At 71.6% G+C, this 17,532-nt stretch carries 16 protein-coding genes; 12 read left to right on the top strand and 4 right to left on the bottom strand.

The window, feature by feature from the left end; all coding sequences use genetic code 11:
- Positions 1-63 precede the first annotated feature (63 nt).
- The gene (locus tag OG514_RS34550) at positions 64-1,533 is read right to left on the bottom strand and encodes a PP2C family protein-serine/threonine phosphatase (protein WP_266901493.1); all 1,470 of its coding nucleotides are present in this window, start codon (positions 1,531-1,533) and stop codon (positions 64-66) included.
- 479 nt (positions 1,534-2,012) lie between these two features.
- Here OG514_RS34550 and OG514_RS34545 point away from each other — a divergent pair, with 479 nt between their 5' ends.
- Together OG514_RS34545 and OG514_RS34540 are read left to right on the top strand one after the other, a co-directional pair.
- Complete coding sequence (locus tag OG514_RS34545) at positions 2,013-3,101, top strand: hypothetical protein (protein ID WP_266901491.1); 1,089 nt, start codon at positions 2,013-2,015, stop codon at positions 3,099-3,101.
- A gap of 39 nt (positions 3,102-3,140) precedes the next feature.
- On the top strand, positions 3,141-4,343 hold the full coding sequence (locus tag OG514_RS34540) for a pyridoxal-phosphate dependent enzyme (protein ID WP_266901489.1): 1,203 nt from the start codon (positions 3,141-3,143) through the stop codon (positions 4,341-4,343).
- A 47-nt stretch (positions 4,344-4,390) separates the two neighbouring features.
- Here OG514_RS34540 and OG514_RS34535 read toward each other — a convergent pair whose 3' ends face one another.
- Entirely contained in the window at positions 4,391-4,753 is a 363-nt protein-coding gene (locus tag OG514_RS34535) for a hypothetical protein (protein WP_266901487.1), read from the bottom strand.
- Positions 4,754-5,229: 476 nt separating this feature from the next.
- Between OG514_RS34535 and OG514_RS34530 the strand changes: the two genes are divergently transcribed.
- Together OG514_RS34530 and OG514_RS34525 are read left to right on the top strand one after the other, a co-directional pair.
- Positions 5,230-6,021: a DUF4239 domain-containing protein gene (locus OG514_RS34530; RefSeq protein ID WP_266901485.1), complete on the top strand. Its 792-nt coding sequence runs from the start codon at positions 5,230-5,232 to the stop codon at positions 6,019-6,021.
- Between the two features lie 145 nt (positions 6,022-6,166).
- A complete protein-coding gene (locus tag OG514_RS34525) occupies positions 6,167-6,700 on the top strand; it encodes a hypothetical protein (RefSeq protein WP_266901483.1) in 534 nt (177 codons plus the stop codon).
- 285 nt (positions 6,701-6,985) lie between these two features.
- Here OG514_RS34525 and OG514_RS34520 read toward each other — a convergent pair whose 3' ends face one another.
- Positions 6,986-7,663 carry an NADPH-dependent F420 reductase gene (locus OG514_RS34520; RefSeq protein WP_266901481.1) on the bottom strand — a complete coding sequence of 226 codons (678 nt, stop codon included), beginning with the start codon at positions 7,661-7,663 and terminating at the stop codon, positions 6,986-6,988.
- A gap of 111 nt (positions 7,664-7,774) precedes the next feature.
- Here OG514_RS34520 and OG514_RS34515 point away from each other — a divergent pair, with 111 nt between their 5' ends.
- Positions 7,775-8,353: a GNAT family N-acetyltransferase gene (locus OG514_RS34515; protein WP_266901479.1), complete on the top strand. Its 579-nt coding sequence runs from the start codon at positions 7,775-7,777 to the stop codon at positions 8,351-8,353.
- Positions 8,354-8,372: 19 nt separating this feature from the next.
- On the opposite strand, the gene OG514_RS34510 is transcribed toward OG514_RS34515, so the two are convergent.
- Entirely contained in the window at positions 8,373-8,924 is a 552-nt protein-coding gene (locus OG514_RS34510; RefSeq protein ID WP_266902277.1) for a YdeI family protein, read from the bottom strand.
- A 230-nt stretch (positions 8,925-9,154) separates the two neighbouring features.
- Between OG514_RS34510 and OG514_RS34505 the strand changes: the two genes are divergently transcribed.
- The 7 genes from OG514_RS34505 (at position 9,155) to OG514_RS34475 (ending at position 17,422) form a co-directional block, all read left to right on the top strand.
- Positions 9,155-10,141 carry a LacI family DNA-binding transcriptional regulator gene (locus tag OG514_RS34505; RefSeq protein ID WP_266901477.1) on the top strand — a complete coding sequence of 329 codons (987 nt, stop codon included), beginning with the start codon at positions 9,155-9,157 and terminating at the stop codon, positions 10,139-10,141.
- 74 nt (positions 10,142-10,215) lie between these two features.
- Positions 10,216-11,919, top strand: a complete 1,704-nt coding sequence (locus tag OG514_RS34500; protein WP_266901475.1) for an ABC transporter substrate-binding protein — start codon at positions 10,216-10,218, stop codon at positions 11,917-11,919.
- 64 nt (positions 11,920-11,983) lie between these two features.
- Positions 11,984-12,961 carry an ABC transporter permease gene (locus OG514_RS34495; protein ID WP_266901473.1) on the top strand — a complete coding sequence of 326 codons (978 nt, stop codon included), beginning with the start codon at positions 11,984-11,986 and terminating at the stop codon, positions 12,959-12,961.
- Positions 12,962-12,976: 15 nt separating this feature from the next.
- The gene (locus tag OG514_RS34490; RefSeq protein ID WP_266901471.1) at positions 12,977-13,912 is read left to right on the top strand and encodes an ABC transporter permease; all 936 of its coding nucleotides are present in this window, start codon (positions 12,977-12,979) and stop codon (positions 13,910-13,912) included.
- Positions 13,909-14,910 carry an ABC transporter ATP-binding protein gene (locus OG514_RS34485; RefSeq protein ID WP_266901469.1) on the top strand — a complete coding sequence of 334 codons (1,002 nt, stop codon included), beginning with the start codon at positions 13,909-13,911 and terminating at the stop codon, positions 14,908-14,910. The genes OG514_RS34490 and OG514_RS34485 overlap by 4 nt, the downstream gene beginning before the upstream one ends.
- On the top strand, positions 14,907-15,914 hold the full coding sequence (locus OG514_RS34480; RefSeq protein WP_266901467.1) for an ABC transporter ATP-binding protein: 1,008 nt from the start codon (positions 14,907-14,909) through the stop codon (positions 15,912-15,914). Before OG514_RS34485 ends, OG514_RS34480 begins: the two co-directional genes overlap by 4 nt.
- The gene (locus OG514_RS34475) at positions 15,911-17,422 is read left to right on the top strand and encodes a glycoside hydrolase family 32 protein (RefSeq protein WP_266901465.1); all 1,512 of its coding nucleotides are present in this window, start codon (positions 15,911-15,913) and stop codon (positions 17,420-17,422) included. The genes OG514_RS34480 and OG514_RS34475 overlap by 4 nt, the downstream gene beginning before the upstream one ends.
- Positions 17,423-17,532 lie beyond the last annotated feature (110 nt).

Below are 17,532 nucleotides of genomic sequence, written 5' to 3'. Positions count from 1 at the left end.
CTCGCCGAGGCCGAACGGCCGCCCCGCTCCGGGGGTTTCAGTGCCCGATCCGCTCCCGGGGCTTCAGCGTCCGACCCGGACCACCATCACGCAGGCGTCATCCTCGCGCTGCTCCTCGCCGAACTCCTCGACCACCGCGCGCACACCCTCCTGGGCGTCGCGCGCCCCGATGAGCCGCCGACCGAGCGCGAGCAGTCGTCGGGTGCCCGTGTCGTCGTCCGGACCGCTGCCACGGGTCAGCCCGTCGGTGTGCAGGACGAGCAGGTCACCGGGGAGCAGCCGGGTCTCGGCCTCGCCGTACACGGCCCCGGTCGTTGCCCCGAGGAGAACACCCTCGGGCCGCCGGAGGACGTGCCCCGTCCCGTCGCGGAACAGCAGCGGGGCGGGGTGGCCGGCTTGCGCCCAGGTCAGCGTCTGGGCGACCGGGTCGTAGCGGCAGCACATCGCGCTGCCGAGCGCGGGCTGTACGGAGGTCTCCAGGAGCTGGTTGAGGTGACCCATCAGGGCGGCGGGCCGGATCCCGGCCACCGCCATGCCGCGCAGTGCGCCGAGGAGCATGGCCATCGAGGAGGTCGCGGCGACCCCGTGACCCGTCAGATCACCCACGGTGAGCAGCGCGTCCCCGTCGGGCAGGGCCAGTGCGTCGTACCAGTCGCCACCGATGAGACCGGTGCTGGCGGCCGGGAGGTAGTGGGCGGCCACGTCGAGCGGGGCGGGGCCGTCGTGGGCGAAGCGGAGGGAGCCGCGCCACGGCGGGAGCACCGCTTCCTGGAGCTCGACGGCGACCCGCCGCTCGGTCTGCTCGATGTGGCGGCTGCGCTCCAGGCTGTCCCGGCTCTCCCGGACCGCCCGCTGGCTGCGCCGCAGTTCGCTGACGTCACGGAGCACGGCCCACATCGAGGCGGTGCAGCCGTCGGCGTCGAGGACGGGCTCGCCCGTCATGTGCACCGTGCGCACGCAGCCGTCGGTCCGCACGATCCGGAACTCGCCGTCGATCGGCTTCCCGTCGATCAGGCAGTCCGTCACCATGCCCTGGAGGACGGGCTGGTCCTCGGCGAAGACCATCGTGGGCATCTCGTCCAGCGACATCGGACCGCTCTCGCGCGTACGTCCGAAGATCTGGAACAGCTCTTCGGACCAGCTGACCTCGTCGGTGAGGAGGTTCCACTCGGCGCTGCCCACGCGGGAGAGCAGCGAGCCGGTGCCCTGCGGGGCGGCCTCGCCGTACGCGGTGCCGGGGTCCGTGGAGAGCGCCGTGTCGGGGACCGCTTCGGCGGCCGGCTCGACGGCGACCTCCTCCGGGACGCCCGCCCGAAGCTGACCCAAGTGGGTCCCGAGGTCGTCGAGTTGGTGAACCGCGAGGTCACAGAGGGCGCGCTGCCAGCGCTGCTGGGGATCGTCGTCGTTCACCACGGCTTCCCGGCGCACGGCGACGAGCTCGCCGCGCAGGCGGCGGGTCTGTGAGATCAGCGCGTCCACCGCGCCCGGCTCCGGCTGCTGGGCGGGGCGATCCGCGAACAGTGGGGACGGCATGTCGTACTCCGATACAGGCGCGGCACGGCCAGGCCAGGTGTGAATGTGAGGCCCGCATACGACTGTTGCACAGCCCGCGACAGCCCGTAAGGGATTTGGCAACACTCGATCCGGTGGTGCCTATGGCATATGCCAAAGGCCCAGCGATTATCGGCCAGGGCGCGACGGGTTACGGTGCTGGGGTGGTGAACGACGACGGAATCGGCACGGTGAGCACGCGCACGGCGGTCACGGGCGGGGCGGGCACGAGAAGGCAACCGGGCACGACGGGAGCCCCTGGTACGGCAGTTACGGGCGTGACGGGTGGGACGCGCACGAGCGAGCCCGGAGCGGGGGGTACGACGGTTGCGGGCGTGCCGACTGCACAGCCTGTGCCGGGTCCGGCCGTGACAGGTGTGGCCACTGTGCCGAGTCCGGCCGTGACAGGCGTGCCGACTGTGCCGAGCCCGGACGCGTCAGGCGCGCACGGGGCGCCTGAGGTGCGTACGGGGAACTCCGGAGCCGCCGCCACCGGGACCGCCGTGCTGCTCGCCGCCGCGCCCGCCGGGCGGGGGCGCGCCATCGACGCCGCCTCCGTGCTCCCCGCTCTCGCCGCCGTACCGCCCGGCGTCCTCACCGGCACCGGCACCGCCACGGTCGTCGAACTCGCCGATCCGCTCGACCCGCAGACCGTCCTCACCCGTCTGCGTGCCGCCGCGGCGAGCCCGGGTCCGCTGGTCCTCTGCCTCGCGGGGCAGCTCCATCTCGACCGCCGGCAACAGCTGACCCACCTCGCCCTGGCCCGCACCACTCCGGCGACCCTCCGTTACACCGCCCTGCCCTGGCACTGGCTCGCCGGCGAACTGGGCGTCCGGGCCCCCGGCACCACGACCGTCGTCGCGGACCTCGCGGCGGATCCCGTCGTATGGGAACGCCTCACCACCACACCCGACCTCCTGTACCTGGGTCCCGGACCGACCCTCTACGGGCGGGTGACCCCCGCCCCGCGCCGGGGCGAGCCCATGGCTCCCGTGTATCTGCGGTCCTGGGCGGAACTCTGGCGCTCCGGCGCCCGCCTCCCGTACGCCACGCTCCACGCGGAGTCCGCCGCCCACGCCGCCACGGTCGCGCCGGAGTCGCGTTTCCTGGCGCCCGCCCCCGCTCCCGTACCGGTCGTGGAGCAGGATCCGCACCCCGCGATCCTGGCCGCCGCGATGGCGGGGCGCCACGGCGAGGCGGCGGCGGTGGCGGCGGCCTGGGAGCACGAGGCCCTGCGCCGCCACGGGCCCCGGTCCGAGGAGGCCGTCCACTGGACGGAGGTACGGGCCGACCTGGCCCGCCTCGCCGGAGAACCCGCCCGCAGCTGCGAACTGTGGCTCGCCGCCGCCGAAGCCAGGCTCGGCCTGCGGCAGCGGCCGGACGACCCCGACGTCGAAGGGGCCGTGGACCGGGCCCACCACCAGTGGGAGCAGATCGGCGACAGGGCGAGGGCCCGCACCCTCGGCCCCCTGCTCGTCGCCCTGCGCGAGCGGGTCCCGGGCCGCCGGCCGGGAGCCCTGGCCGCGGTGACACGACGCATGGCCGACTGACTCCGTACCCGACGTTCACCCCTCCGGAAAGGGCCACGTGTGACCTCGCTCGCCCTCGCCCAGCGTTCGCTCGCCGATCCGTCCGTGCGCCACCCGCTCTGGCCCCCGCTCACCCGGGGCTGCCCGGTCACCTCGACCGACGAGATCGCGTACCCCCTCGACATCGACTACGCCTACGACGACGTACCCGCCGACCTGTTCACCCGCCCCGCCGCCCACGGCCTCGACCGGTGGGCTCCGCTCCTCCCGCCCCTCGCCGCCCCCGGCCTCGGCGAAGGCAACACCCCGATGGTCGAACTCCCCGACGGGGTCTGGATCAAGGACGAGTCCCGCAACCCGACCTGGAGCCACAAGGACCGGCTCAACCGGGTCGCCGTCAGCGCCGCCGTCGCCTCCGGCGCGCGTGGCATCGTCGTCTCCTCCTCCGGCAACCACGGCGCGGCCGCCGCCGCGTACGCGGCCCGCGCCGGACTGCCCTGCGCGGTGTTCACCTCCCCGGACGCCCCGCCCGCCGTCGCCTCACACCTCCGCGCCTACGGGGCGACGGTCCTGACCGTCCCGTACGCGTCGGTGCGGCCCCTGATGCGGCGGATCGTCGACGAGCTCGGCTTCCAGAGCGTCAGCAGCGTCACGGACCGCGGTCACACCGGGCACCCGTTCGGGCCCGAGGGCTACAAGACCCTCGCCTACGAGATCGCCCTCGACCTCGGACGTGCGCCGACGGCGGTTCATCTCCCCACGGGTTACGGAGAGTTGCTCTTCGGAGTGGCCAAGGGCTTCCAGGAACTCGTACGGCTCGGGGTCACCGACTCCGTCCCCCGGATGTACGCCACCGAGCCCGCCGCGGCCGGCGCCCTCACCGAGGCGCTCCGCACCGGTACGCCCGTGGCCAGGGTTCCCGTGGGTCCGACAACGGCGTACGCGATCGACTGCGAGTTCAACAGCTACCGGGGCGTTCTCGCCGTCCGTGACACCGGGGGAGCGGCTCGTACGGTGACGGATGGTCAAATGACGGTGGCACGCGAGGAGCTGGCGATGCTGGGGCTCTGGTGTGAGACCTCGTCGGCCGCAGGTCTCGCCGGGCTGCGCGCCCACGGGCCGAGCGAGAACGACGGCCCTGTGGTGTGCGTGGTCACCTCCAGTGGCTACAAGGACATCGCCACGGCGCGGGAGACGTACGCACCGACGGCCCCGGAGTGGGCGTCGATCAAGGCCGCCCTGACGTCCGTCGGGGCGGGGTAGCCACACAGGTCGTTCGCGGGTCCGGACCGGCGCGAGAGGGGAGGAGGTCAGCCCCGCTGCAGGGCGACGGCCCGGGTCCCCACCGCCCTGAGCCAGGCCTTTCTGATCAGACCGCCGAAGGGGCGGGCCAGCAGGAACCAGTACGGCCGGAAGATCCGCCGGGTCCTCGGGTCCAGGGCGACGACGCGCGTCTCCGTCAGCAGCAACGTGCCCCGCGGGTGGCCGGTCACCCGGAAGTTGACCACCGCTTTCAGATATCCCGTGCGATCGAAGCGATGGAACTGCTCGGGACTGTCCACGTCCACGAAGGGGGCGTTGGGCTTCCACCACTGGCCGGCCGCTCCGGAGACCATCTCCTCGCCGGCGATGTCCGCGAGCTGCACGAAGTTCTCGTTCAGGGACGCGAGCATCGGTTCGTCCCTGCGGGTGTCGTGACTCTTCTTCCCCCGGAGGCGGGCGGGCAGGGCTCGCAGTCCCAACAGGACACGTGCGACGGGAATGTCATGGGACGTCAGTGACTCCAGGGCCGTCCAGACTGCCTCGGGCGGCGCAGCCACGACCAAGGTGTGCACCTCGCGGAAGTCCCATCGCGGCAATGCGGAATCGATCAGCATGAGCTCCCCGTCGCTCGTACCTCACCGGCCCGTCGACTCTACTCGGAGCGGACGAAGGGCCCGGGCTCAGGGGCCGGTTCCGTGCGCGTACGTTCATCGGAGGTGACGGCGGCGCCGGTACGAGTGCGGTCGTCGGTCACACCCGGTTGACGTCGTCCGGGCAGCGGTTGCGGGCCATGCGTGTTCCATCGCCTACACGGGCGAGTGATCATTCACCGTGATCGCCGCCGTCTGGCAGGTCGGGCCGCGCGGCGCACCTAGACTCCGCGCACATGTCGCTCTGGCTGCTCAATCACTTCAGCACCTTCACCCTGGCCGTGGTCACCGTCGGCGGGACCGTCGCCCTCGCCGTGGCCGGCAGCGTGCTGCTCCGCCGCAGATACCCCTCGCTGGCCCGGGGGGAGCACAACGACATGGTCGGGGTGACGTTGGGGATGTTCGGCGCGATCTACGGGATCATCCTCGCCTTCGTCATCGTCACCCTCTGGACCCAGCTGGACAGCACGCAGACCATCGTCGCGAGCGAGGCCACCGACACCGCGCTCATCGCCCGCGACGCCGCCGCCTTCCCGCCCGACGTCCGCGCCGACCTCGACGCGGCCCTCAGCGGCTACGTCCACGCGGTCGTCGAGGACCAGTGGCCCCGGATGCGCGCCGGGCAGCCGAGCTACGGGGCCACGGAGAAGCACCTCCGGGCCGCCTTCGACGTCCTCCAGACGTACGAACCCAAGTCCCCGCGCGAAGAGGTCTTCTACGAAGAGGCCGTCGGTCACCTCAACGACGTCGCCGCCCAGCGCCGGGCCCGCCTGACCATGGCCGAGCAGGAACTCCCGCCGCTGCTCCAGGCCCTGGCCTTCGGCGGCGCGATCGTCCTCGTCCCGCTCACCTTCCTCTACGGCATGCGCAAGCTCCGGATCCAGCTCCTCTTCGTCGCCTCGGTCGCCGCGCTCATCGGCTTCAGCCTCCTCCTGGTCTTCGTGCTCGACCGCCCCTTCGCCGGCGAACTCAGCGTGAGCCCGGCACCGTACCGAGAGGGGGCCCTCGCGCAGTACTGGTCCCGGTGAGCGAACAACAGGCGTCGGATCCAAACCGAAGACGCGAAACGAGGCTGAATGCCTCGACGCACGAGCCCCCGTTCGGAGAAGCTGTCCGCAACAGGCCTTTACTCAGGCCGCGTTGGATGACTTCTGCACGAACACGGGGGAGAACATGGCGGGAATCGCTCACCGTTGGACCGCTCGCATAGCGGGCGCGGCAGCCACAGCAGCACTGATCTTCGGCAGCACGACCGGCACCGCGGGCGCCGTCACGAACCCGCCCACGTTCGACCTCGGCGCGAACTACTCGGTGATCGCGACCGCCCATCCGGACACCGTCGGCTGTGTGGGCTACAAGGTGACCGGAACGGGGACCGTCGTCGGCAAGCCGGTCGCCGCCGGCAGCACCTGGACGCAGGACGAGGTGGCGTGCACGGCGACGGTCCCCGGCCAGTACGACATCACCGGGACGGCCACCATCACCGAAAGCGACGGCGACAAGCTCTTCCTCAGCTACCACCTCACCGCTCCGCTGACCTCGGACACCATGGTCTACCCGTCCGGCACCTTCACGATCACCCGCGGCGAAGGCAGCTTCGAGGAGGCGACCGGTGGCGGCAAGATGAACGCCCAGGTCAACCTGCTGGACCACGAACACGTCAGCAACACCCTGTCGGGGTACATCCGTTACCGGTGGCAGATCTGATCCATCGCCGGACAACGGCGGATGACGGCACGTTGCCGTCACCCGCCGTTGACCCGAGAGCGGGCCGGGGGGTGTCTTGTCGATCGGGCCGGATCAGGGAGCGGCGTCTGGTGCATGGGGTCTCCTCAGGCCCGCAGGGGCCGAGGGGACGGATCGCGAGGCGGAGGAGGGAGGCATGGCGGTGGGGGGCACCTCCCGTGCCCGAAGGGCTACGGGGGGCCTGCCGACCGACGACAACGCGGCGAGGCGCGGTGCCAGGCGTCGCGAGCCCGGCATGATCGGCACCTAGTGGTCGAGGCCGCTCCCGCCCGAGGTGGGGAGGACGACCCGGATGCCGAACTCGTAGGTGCCGGTCGCCCGCGCGATTCCGGTGAACAGCAGGGCGAAGTGCTCCTGGCCCCGCGCCGTCACGATGCCGCCCAGGTCGAGCAGGGAGTCGTCCGACCAGCCGAGATCGGCGACCAGTCCGCCTACCGCCTTCTTCGCCTCCGCGTCCTCGCCCGAGAGGAAAACAGTGCCGGGACCCTCCAGGGAGTCCGGTGCGATCATCACCTTCCGGTCGATCGTGCAGAGCGTCTTCACCACCCGCGTCTCGGGGAACGCCTGCTGGATCTCCTCGCCGAGGCTCACATCCGGATGTGAGAGCGATCCGTCCGCCAGGAAGCCGACCCCTACGTCAAGGATGATCCTTCCGGCGAGCGCCCGGGCGCCGATCGTGTGCAGCAGTGCCACGGAGGCCGTGCCCGGGGTGGCGTTCACCAGCACCTCGGCGTGCGCCGCGGCCCCCGCGCAGCTGTCGACCCGTAATCCGGTGGCGGTGAGTTCCTTCAGCTTCGCGAGGAGCTCCGGGTCGTCCGGCCGCCGCGATCCGATGACCACGTCATGGCCGGCCCGCGCCCACGCCGAAGCGAGTGCCTGTCCTACATGTCCTGTGCCGAGAATTCCGATTCGCATGAGCGCCATCCTGGTGCGGCCGACGCCACCCGCACCTCGGCCCGGGGGCCCTACCCGTGTCCGTCCCTCGTCCTAGGCCGCGTGACGGGGGAGCGGGGCCGGGCTGAGATGATCGGATGTATGCCCACCTCTCCGGCTCCGACTCCGGACGCGACCGCCGCCCTGGCTCCGGCCCCGACTCCGGATTCGACCGCCGACCCGGCCCCGGTCCCGGCTCCGGCTCCGAGCGCCTCCCTCGTCACCGAGCGGCTCCTGCTGCGCCCCGTGCGGGCGGCCGACGTGCCGGCCGTCACCCGGCTGTGGACGGACCCCGAGGTCAGGCGCCATCTGGGCGGGCCGGTCACCGAGCAGGTCGTGAGGATCCGGCAGCGGCGAGTCGTCGGGGCGCCCGGCGTCCACGCCGTGGTGCGGGCCGCCGACGGGGTGCTGCTCGGGCTCGTGACGGTGGAGCCCGGGGCGCGGGACGGGGAGACGGAGGTCTCCTACCAGTTCCTGCCCGAGCACTGGGGGCACGGATACGCGCGCGAGGCCGTCGCCGCCGTCGTCGAGGCCACGCTCCTCGCCACCCCCAGCGTGGTCGCCCTCACCCAGGAGGCGAACCACCGCTCCCGGCGGCTCCTGGAGGCCGTCGGCATGACCCACGTCTCCTCGTTCGTCGAGTACGACGCCCATCAGGTCCTCTACCGACGACGCCGCTGATCCCGGCAGCTCCAGGGGTTCACCGGACCTTCTCGCCCGCCGCCAGCTTCGCCATCATGCGCTCAAGACGCTGCGCCCGGCCCTTCTCGGTGCGGGCCTGCCAGAGGCGCATGATCACCAGGTACTGATCGGTCCTCCCGAGGCCCTCGTAGAAGACCCGCGCCCCCTCGTCGGCCGCCAGGGCCGCCGCCAGGTCGTCCGGGACGGTCGCCTCCGCCTGGGAGGGGTACGCGGCCTCCCACCGGCCGTCCGCCTGTGCGGCCCGCACCTCGGCGAGACCCGACTCGCGCATCCGTCCCGCCGAGGTGAGCGCCGCGACCTTGCGGACGTTCACCTGCGACCAGAGGCTCCGCGACCGTCGCGGCGTGTACTTCTGGAAGTAGTACGCCCCGTCCCCGCCCTTGCGCTGCCCGTCGATCCAGCCGAAGCAGAGCATGCAGTCGAGGACCTCCGGATTCGTCAGCGACTCGCCCCCCTGGCCCTTCTTGGCGATCCTCAGCCAGACCCCGGGCCGGTCGGCATGGTGGCTTTCCAGCCACGCCTCCAGCTCCGAGACCTTCGTGACGGTCATCAGCTCAAGTCCCTCGTACTGCTCCACCGGACCGGTCCCCCTGTCGTCGTCGGCCGTCGTCGTCACTCGTCGGTCGTCGCTCCCGGAAGTCGTCCGGAGCGCTCGTGACCAAGATATTGACATCGGCCGGAGCGCGGTCGTAACTTGCCAGCAACGCTCAACTAACGCGCGTTATTAAAGCGCGTAACCGAAGGGATCCCGTGGCCGCCCACAGTGCTCGAAGCGTCACCATGAGTGATGTCGCCCGGCATGCGGGCGTGTCGCGCACCACCGTCTCGTTCGTCCTCAACGACCGCCCCGGCGCGGCCATCCCGGACGCGACGCGGCAGCGGATTCTGGCCGCGATCGACGAGCTCGGATACCGGCCGAACGCCGGCGCCCGGGCGCTCGCCGCCAAGCGCAGCGAGTGGTACGGACTGATCACCGAGATCGTCACCGCCCCCTTCGCCGTCGACGTCATCAAGGGCGCCCAGGACCGCGCCTGGCTCGACCGCAAGTTCCTGCTGATCGCCGCGAGCGAGGGAGACGCCGCCCAGGAGGCCGCCGCCCTCGACAAACTCCTCGAACAGCGGGTCGAGGGACTGCTCTACGCCACGACCTGGCACCGTGCGGTCACCCTCCCCAAGGCGGCCCGCGAGGTCCCCACCGTCCTCGTCAACTGCTACGACGCCGAGGGCGAACTCCCCTCCGTCGTCCCCGACGAGGTCACCGGCGGCCACCGCGCCGCCCGCCACCTCGTCGAGGCCGGTCACGAGCGCATCGGGTTCATCAACCTCGACCCGGACATCCCGGCCGCCCTCGGCCGGCGCGAGGGATACGAGCGGGCCCTGCGCGAGGCCGGGCTTCCCCTGGACCCGTCGCTGGTCGTCTCCGGCCACGCGACCGCCGACGGCGGCTACACGGCCGCCTGCGAACTGCTCGACCGCGCCGACCGGCCGACCGCCCTCTTCTGCGGCAACGACCGGATGGCGATGGGCGCGTACGACGCCATCAAGGAACGTGGGCTGCGGATTCCGGCGGACGTGGCCGTGGTGGGCTACGACAACCAGGAACTCATCGCCGCCTACCTGCGGCCCAAACTGACCACGCTCGCCCTGCCGTTCGAGGCGATGGGCGCCAAGGGCGTGGACATGCTGGCCGCTCTCGCAGCGGGGCAGCCGCTCGACACCCGCAGGGTGACGGTCGACTGCCCGCTGCTCGAACGCTCGTCGGTCTGACCGCGAATCAGCTCCGTCGAGTCTTCTCGTCCCGTCTTCGTCAGGTGTGTTGAAGAGAGGAAAGAGCCACCATTATGACACCCTCCCCCGTCCGCGGCCGAGCCGCGCGGCGGCTCCGCCCCGCGCTGCTCGCCGGCGCCACGGCGGCCGCGCTGTTCCTGACCGGCTGCTCCGGCGGCACGGGAGCGAGCGGTGCCGGAGACACCTCCGGCGACCAGCTCCTCACCGTGCCCCGCGAGGACATGGGCACCTTCACACGGAACTTCAACCCGTTCTCGCCGAAGGCCGCGCCCATGACCAAGGAGGCGGTCTACGAGCCGCTCATGGTCCACAACCCGGCCGACGGCAAGGACACGCCGTGGCTCGCCACCGCCTGGACCCAGGCCCCCGACGGCAGGTCCCTCACCTTCACCCTCCGCGAGGGCGTGAAGTGGTCCGACGGCAAGCCCTTCACCGCCGAGGACGTCGTCCACACCTTCGAGCTGCAGAAGAAACTGCTCGGCGGTTTCGACTACCTGGGCAGGGTCACGGCCGACGCACCGGCGGACGGCGTCCCGCAGAAGGTCACCTTCCACCTCACCAAGCCCTTCTCCCCGGCCCTGTACGAGATCGCCGGCCACTTCGTCGTCCCCCGGCACATCTGGTCGAAGATCGCCGATCCGGCCAAGGACACCAACGCCACCCCCGTCGGCACCGGCCCGTACACGAAGGTCGACAAGTTCCAGAGCCAGTCGTACGAGCTCCGCAGGAACCCCTCGTACTGGCAGCCCGCGAAGCAGCGGATCGCCGGCATACGGATGCTCGCCTTCTCCGGCAACGACAGCGCCAACCTCGCCTTCACCAACGGCGAGGTCGACTGGACGCAGGCGTTCGTCCCGGACATCCAGAAGTCCTTCGTCGCGAGGAACCCCCGGACGAACCACTACTGGTTCCCCACCACCGGCGCGATGATCAACTGGCAGCTCAACACGGCCAAGGCACCCTTCGACGACCCCGCCCTGCGCAAGGCCCTCAGCCGGGCCGTCGACCGCGCGAAGATCGCCAAGGTCGCCATGAACGGCTACAGCACCCCCGCCGACTGCACCGGCCTCTCCAACGCCTACGACACCTGGCGCGACAAGGCGGTCGCCGCCTCCTGCGACTGGACCACGTACAGCACCTCGGCCGCCGCCCAAGCCCTCGACGCCGCCGGGTACAAGCTCGGCGCCGACGGCAAACGCACCCAGAGGAACGGCAGGCCGCTCGCCCTCGACATCTCCGTCGGCTCGGCGTCCTCCGACTGGATCTCCGTCGCCAACATCATCAAGCAGAACCTCGCCGAGGTGGGCGTCACCGCCACCGTCAAGTCCCCGGACTGGTCCGCCGTCGTCTCCTCGTACGAGACGGGCACCTTCGACAGCGGCATCGTGTGGAGCAACAACGGCGCCACACCCTACGAGTTCTACCGCGGCGCCCTGGCCACCACCATGGTCAAACCCGTCGGCACCAAGGCCACCGAGAACTACCACCGCTACGGCGACGCCGCGGCCGACAAGCTCATCGACGCCTTCGCCGCCACCACCGACCCGCAGGTCCAGCAGGCCAAGGCGAGCGAACTCCAGAAGCTGTTCGCCGCCGACGCCCCCGTCGTCCCGCTCTTCCCCGGACCCGAGTGGGGCGCGTACACCGACGCCCGCTTCACCGGCTGGCCGACGAAGGACAACCCGTACGCGACGCTGTCCAACCGGTCCGTGACCACCGTCCTCGTGCTCACCTCCCTCACGCCCGTCAAGGGCTGACCCCGCCCCGGGGCCGGCCCGCCGCCCCGCGCGCCGGCCCCCCACCCCGACAGGGAGAAGAGCAGTGCGTCTCGTCCTGCGCAACCTGGGGTTCTACCTGATCGCCTTCTGGGCCTCCGTCACCCTCAATTTCCTGCTGCCGCGCTTCATGCCCGGAGACCCCGTCTCCCGGATGTTCGCCCAGGCCCAGGGGACGATGCAGCCCGATCAGATCGCCCAGCTGCAGAAACTCTTCGGTCTCGACGACCGGCCGCTGCCGCGGCAGTACGTCGACTACCTCCACAGCGTCGCCACCGGCGACCTCGGCATCTCCATCTCCCGCTTCCCGACCCCCGTCTCCGAGGTCATCGGTTCCCAGATCGGCTGGACGCTGCTCCTCGGCCTCACCGCCCTGATCGTCGCCGCCCTCGTCGGCAACCTCCTCGGCGTCCTCGCCGCCTGGCGCAGGGGCGGGATCCTCGACTCCGCGCTCCCGCCGCTGCTGATCTTCGTCGGCTCGTTCCCGTACTTCTGGCTGGCCATGGGCGCGCTCTACCTCTTCGGCGTCACCCTCGGCTGGTTCCCGCTGAGGCACGCGTACGACGTCGGCCTCGAACCCGGATTCGACGCCGCGTTCCTCGGGAACGTCGCCACCCATCTCGTCCTGCCCGCCCTGACCATCGTGCTCGTCTCCATCGGCGGCTGGATGCTCGGCATGCGGAACACGATGATCGCCACCGCCGCCGAGGACTACATCACCATGGCCGAGGCCAAGGGGCTCAGCCCCGCCCGGATCATGTTCCGGTACGCCGCCCGCAACGCGCTGCTGCCGTCCGTCACCAACTTCGGGATGGCCCTGGGCTTCATGGTCGGCGGCGCTCTCCTCACCGAGGTCGTCTTCGCCTACCCCGGCATCGGCTACCAGCTGCTCGCCTCCGTCCAGGCCCTCGACTACCCGCTGATGCAGGGCATCTTCCTCACCATCACGGCGGCCGTCCTGCTCGCCAACTTCGTCGTCGACCTCATCCACGTCCGGCTCGACCCGCGCGTCCGCGTCCGCTGAGGAGGGACCACGACCATGCCCGTCCTCGACACCCCGGACACCGCCAACGCCGTGTCCCACGACCCACCGGCCGGCCCGCCGGCCCCCGAGCGCCGGTCCCGTCAGGGCCTCGGCCGCCGGCTGCTGGCCGACCGCAAGGCCCGCGCCGGGCTGCTGCTGCTCACCGTCTTCGCCCTGCTCGGACTGCTCGCCCCGGTCCTCGCGCCCGGCGACCCGTCCCTCATCACCGACATCGGCGCCACCCCGCCCTCCGCCGACCACTGGCTCGGCACCACCGCCAAGGGCCAGGACGTGCTCGCCCTCACCCTTCTGGGCACCCGCAGCTCGATGCTCGTCGGGTTCACCGTCGGCATCGCCGCCACCCTGGTCGCCCTCCTGGTGGGGCTTGCCTCCGCCTATCTCGGCAAGCTCGTCGACGATCTGCTGACCCTCGTCACCAACGTCTTCCTGCTCGTGCCGGGACTGCCGCTGCTCGTCATCCTCGCCGCGTTCCTGCCGCCGGGGACGACGACCGTCGTCCTGGTCCTCACCGTCACCGGCTGGGCCGGCTCGGCGCGCGTCCTGCGTGCCCAGGCCACCTCCATCCGCGGCAAGGACTTCGTCGCCGCCGCCGTGGTCACGGGGGAGCGCCCCCTGCGGATCATGTTCCGGGAGATCCTGCCCAACATGGCGTCCGTGGTGATGACCACGCTCCTCGGCTGCGTCATCTTCGGCATCGGCGCCCAGGCCGGCCTGGAGTTCCTCGGCCTCGGCGACGCCTCCGTCGTCAGCTGGGGCACCAACCTCTACTGGGCGGGCAACGACGGAGCCCTGATGACCGGAGCCTGGTGGGCGTTCGTCCCGTCCGGTCTGGCCATCGCCCTCGTCGCCTTCGCGCTCGCCCTGGTCAACTACGCGGTCGACGAGATCACCAACCCGAGGCTCAGGGCCCGGCGAAGGAGGCAGCAGTGAACGCCCCTGTCGACAGCCACGACAGCCACGACAGCCACGACAGCCACTCCGTCCTCGACGTGCGCGGTCTGCGGGTCGAGTACCGCGGCGACGGCCGCAGCGTCGTCGGCGCCGACGACGTGTCGTTCACCATCGGAGCCGGAGAGATCTTCGGACTCGCGGGTGAGTCCGGCTGCGGCAAGTCGACCGTCGCCAACGCCGTCATGCGGCTCCTCAAGCCACCGGCCGCCATCACCGCCGGATCGGTCACCTTCCGGGGCCGGAACGTCCTCGCCATGGACACCCGCGAGCTGCGCGCCTTCCGCTGGCGCGAGATCGCCATGGTCTTCCAGTCCGCGATGAACTCCCTCAACCCCGTGCTCACCATCGGCGAACAGATCGGCGACATCCTCACCACCCACGAGAAGCTGCGCAAGCGCGCCGCCCGAGAGCGCGCCGCGGAACTCCTCGACCTCGTCGGCATCGGCCCCGACCGGCTCAAGGCCTATCCGCACCAGCTCTCCGGCGGCATGCGCCAGCGCGTCGTCATCGCCATAGCCGTCGCCCTCGAACCGGCGCTGCTCATCATGGACGAGCCGACCACCGCGCTCGACGTCGTCGTGCAGCAGGAGATCATGGCCCAGATCCGCGAACTCCAGCGCACGCTCGGCTTCTCCGTACTCTTCATCACCCACGACATGTCGCTGATGGTCGAACTCTCGGACCGCATGGGCGTCATGTACGGCGGACGGCTCGTCGAACTCGCCGACGCCAAGGAACTGTTCGCCCGGCCCCTCCACCCGTACACCGAGGCGCTGATGAACGCCTTCCCGCCGCTCACCGGGCCGCGCCGGGAACTCAGCGGCCTCTTCGACGCCCCGCGCACCGCCGACAGCTGCGGCTTCCACGTCCGCTGCCCCGACGACCGCGCCGACTGTTCGACACACATCCCCGATCTGCGTGAGATCGCCCCCGGCCGGTGGGCCGCCCTCACGTCCAGCGGAGGCACCACGTCATGACGCTCCTTCAGATACGGCGCCTCACCAAGGACTTCCCCGTCGGTACCGTCTTCTCCCGGCGCCGCGTCCGGGCCGTGTGCGGTGTGGACCTCGACCTCGACCGGGGCCGCGTCACCGCCCTCGTCGGCGAGTCCGGCAGTGGCAAGTCCACCATCGCCCGCTGCCTCGCCCGCCTGGAGCGGCCCACCTCCGGACAGATCCTCCTCGACGGCGAGGACGTCCTGCGCACCGAACGCCGCCGCGCCTCCCGTACGTACCGGGGCAAGGTCCAGATGGTGTTCCAGGACCCCTTCGGCTCCCTCAACCCCGTCCATCGCATCGACCACTTCCTCACCCGAGCCCTCGTCCTGCACGGTCACGCCGCCGACCGGGGCCGGCTCGCCGCCCTCATGGAGGAGGTCGGGCTCACCCCGGACATGCTCGACGCCTACCCGCACGAACTCTCCGGCGGGCAGCGGCAACGCGTCGCCGTCGCACGGGCGCTGGCCGTCGAACCGAGCGTCCTCCTCGCCGACGAACCGACCTCCATGCTCGACGTGTCCGTCCGGGTCGGCGTCCTCAACCTGCTGCGCCGCCTCCGTGACGAACGCGGCCTTTCGATGCTGTACATCACCCACGACCTGGGCTCGGCCCGCTACCTGGCCGACACCACCACCGTCATGTTCGCCGGCGAACTCGTCGAGGGCGGCGACGCGCTCGCCGTCATGGACGCACCCGCCCACCCCTACACCCGGCTGCTGCTCTCCGCCGTCCCCGACCCGACGCGGTCCACCGGCTACGACAAGGCCGAGCGGGCCCGGCTGCGGGCCGCCGTCCTCGCCCCCGAGTCATGCCCGTACGACGACGGCACCTGCAACAGCACCACTCCCGTACGCCACATCGTGGGCGAGGACGAGGGGCAGCCGCACTGGGTGCGCTGCCACCTCTACGCGCCCGCCCACGACCTCGCCCACCGCGTGCTCCAGAGCGCGGACTCCCCGGAAGCCGAGATCACCGCCGCATGACACACGACCTGATCGCCGCCGCGGACACCTCTGCCGTGGACGGCCTCGCCGAGCGCGCCTTCCGCGACCCCCACCGGCCCCGGTTCCACTTCACCTCGCCCGGTGGCTGGCTCAACGACCCCAACGGGCTCAGCCACTGGAACGGCGTCCATCACCTCTTCTACCAGTACAACCCGCTCGCCCCGGCCCACCACCGCATCCACTGGGGTCACGCCACCAGCACCGACCTCGTCACCTGGACCGACGAACCGGTCGCCCTGGTCCCCGGCACCACGGGACCCGACCGCGACGGCTGCTGGTCCGGCGTCCTCGTCGACGACGGGGGAGTGCCCACCCTCGTCTACTCCGGCCGGCACGGCGAACGCGAACTGCCCTGCGTCGCCACCGGAAGCCCCGACCTGCGGCACTGGACCAAGGACCCCGCCAACCCCGTGATCGCCGCGCCGCCCACCGGCGTCGACGTCACCGCCTACCGCGACCACTGCGTCTGGCGCGAGGGCGCCGGCTGGCGTCAGCTCGTCGGCTCCGGCATCCGGGGCCGGGGCGGCACCGCCTTCCTGTACGAGTCCGAGGACCTGCGCGACTGGCGGTACGTCGGCCCGCTCCTCGTCGGCGACGCGAGCGAAGGCAGCGCCACCGACCTCGACTGGACCGGCACCATGTGGGAGTGCGTCGACCTCTTCCGTGTCGGCGACGTCGACGTGCTCGCCTTCTCGGCCTGGGACGAGGGCGCCACGCTCCACCCCCTCTACTGGACGGGCCGCTACACCGAGGACCGCTTCGAACCGACCGCCCTGCACCGGCTCGACTACGGCCGCAACTACTTCTACGCACCCCAGTCGACACGGGACGCCGACGGCCGCCGCATCATGTTCGGCTGGCTCCAGGAGGGCCGCGGCGAAGAGGCCACCGCCAGCGCCGGCTGGTCCGGGGTCATGTCCCTGCCGCGCCTCGTCACCCGGGGCGCCGACGGAGCGCTCGCCCAGATCCCCGTCCCCGAACTGGAGCGCCTGCGCCGCGACCACGTGGCCGTGGGCCCCTTCGAGGCGGGCACGGAGTCGCCCCTCGACGCGATCCGGGGCGACCAGCTCGACCTGGAGGCGACGCTCCGGCTCGCTCCGGGCGCCACCGTACGGCTCGCGGTACGGGAGACCCCGGACGCCGCCGAACGCACCGTCGTCGAGGTCACCCGCGACGCCACCGGCACCTCGGGCACACTCCGTCTCCACCGTGAAGCGAGCAGTCTGGACCCCGACGTCGACACCTCACCCCGCCACGGCCCGCTGCCGTTCGGAGAGGACGGCGCCGTCGCACTCCGCGTCCTCGTGGACCACTCCGCCCTGGAGATCTTCGCCAACGGGCGTGCCCTGACCGCCCGCGTCTACCCCACCCGCCCCGACCGGGCGACCGGAGTGTCCCTCACCGGCGCGGGCGGCGCGACCGTCGACGGCCTCGACGCCTGGCACATGGCTCCGATCACCACGGGGCCCCGCCCGCTCTGGCCGTAGCCAACGCACGCACATCCCGCTCCGCGTCACGCCTCGACCCGGTGCCGGGCGGTCCGCTCCGCCCCGCACCGGGCCCTCACCCGTACGGCGCCACCCCACCACCGAGGAGG

It is taken from the genome of Streptomyces sp. NBC_00572 (assembly GCF_026341815.1).
Taxonomy (GTDB): domain Bacteria; phylum Actinomycetota; class Actinomycetes; order Streptomycetales; family Streptomycetaceae; genus Streptomyces.
The sequence above is the reverse complement of the archived record's forward strand: the minus strand, read 5'-3'. Positions and strand labels throughout refer to the sequence as shown.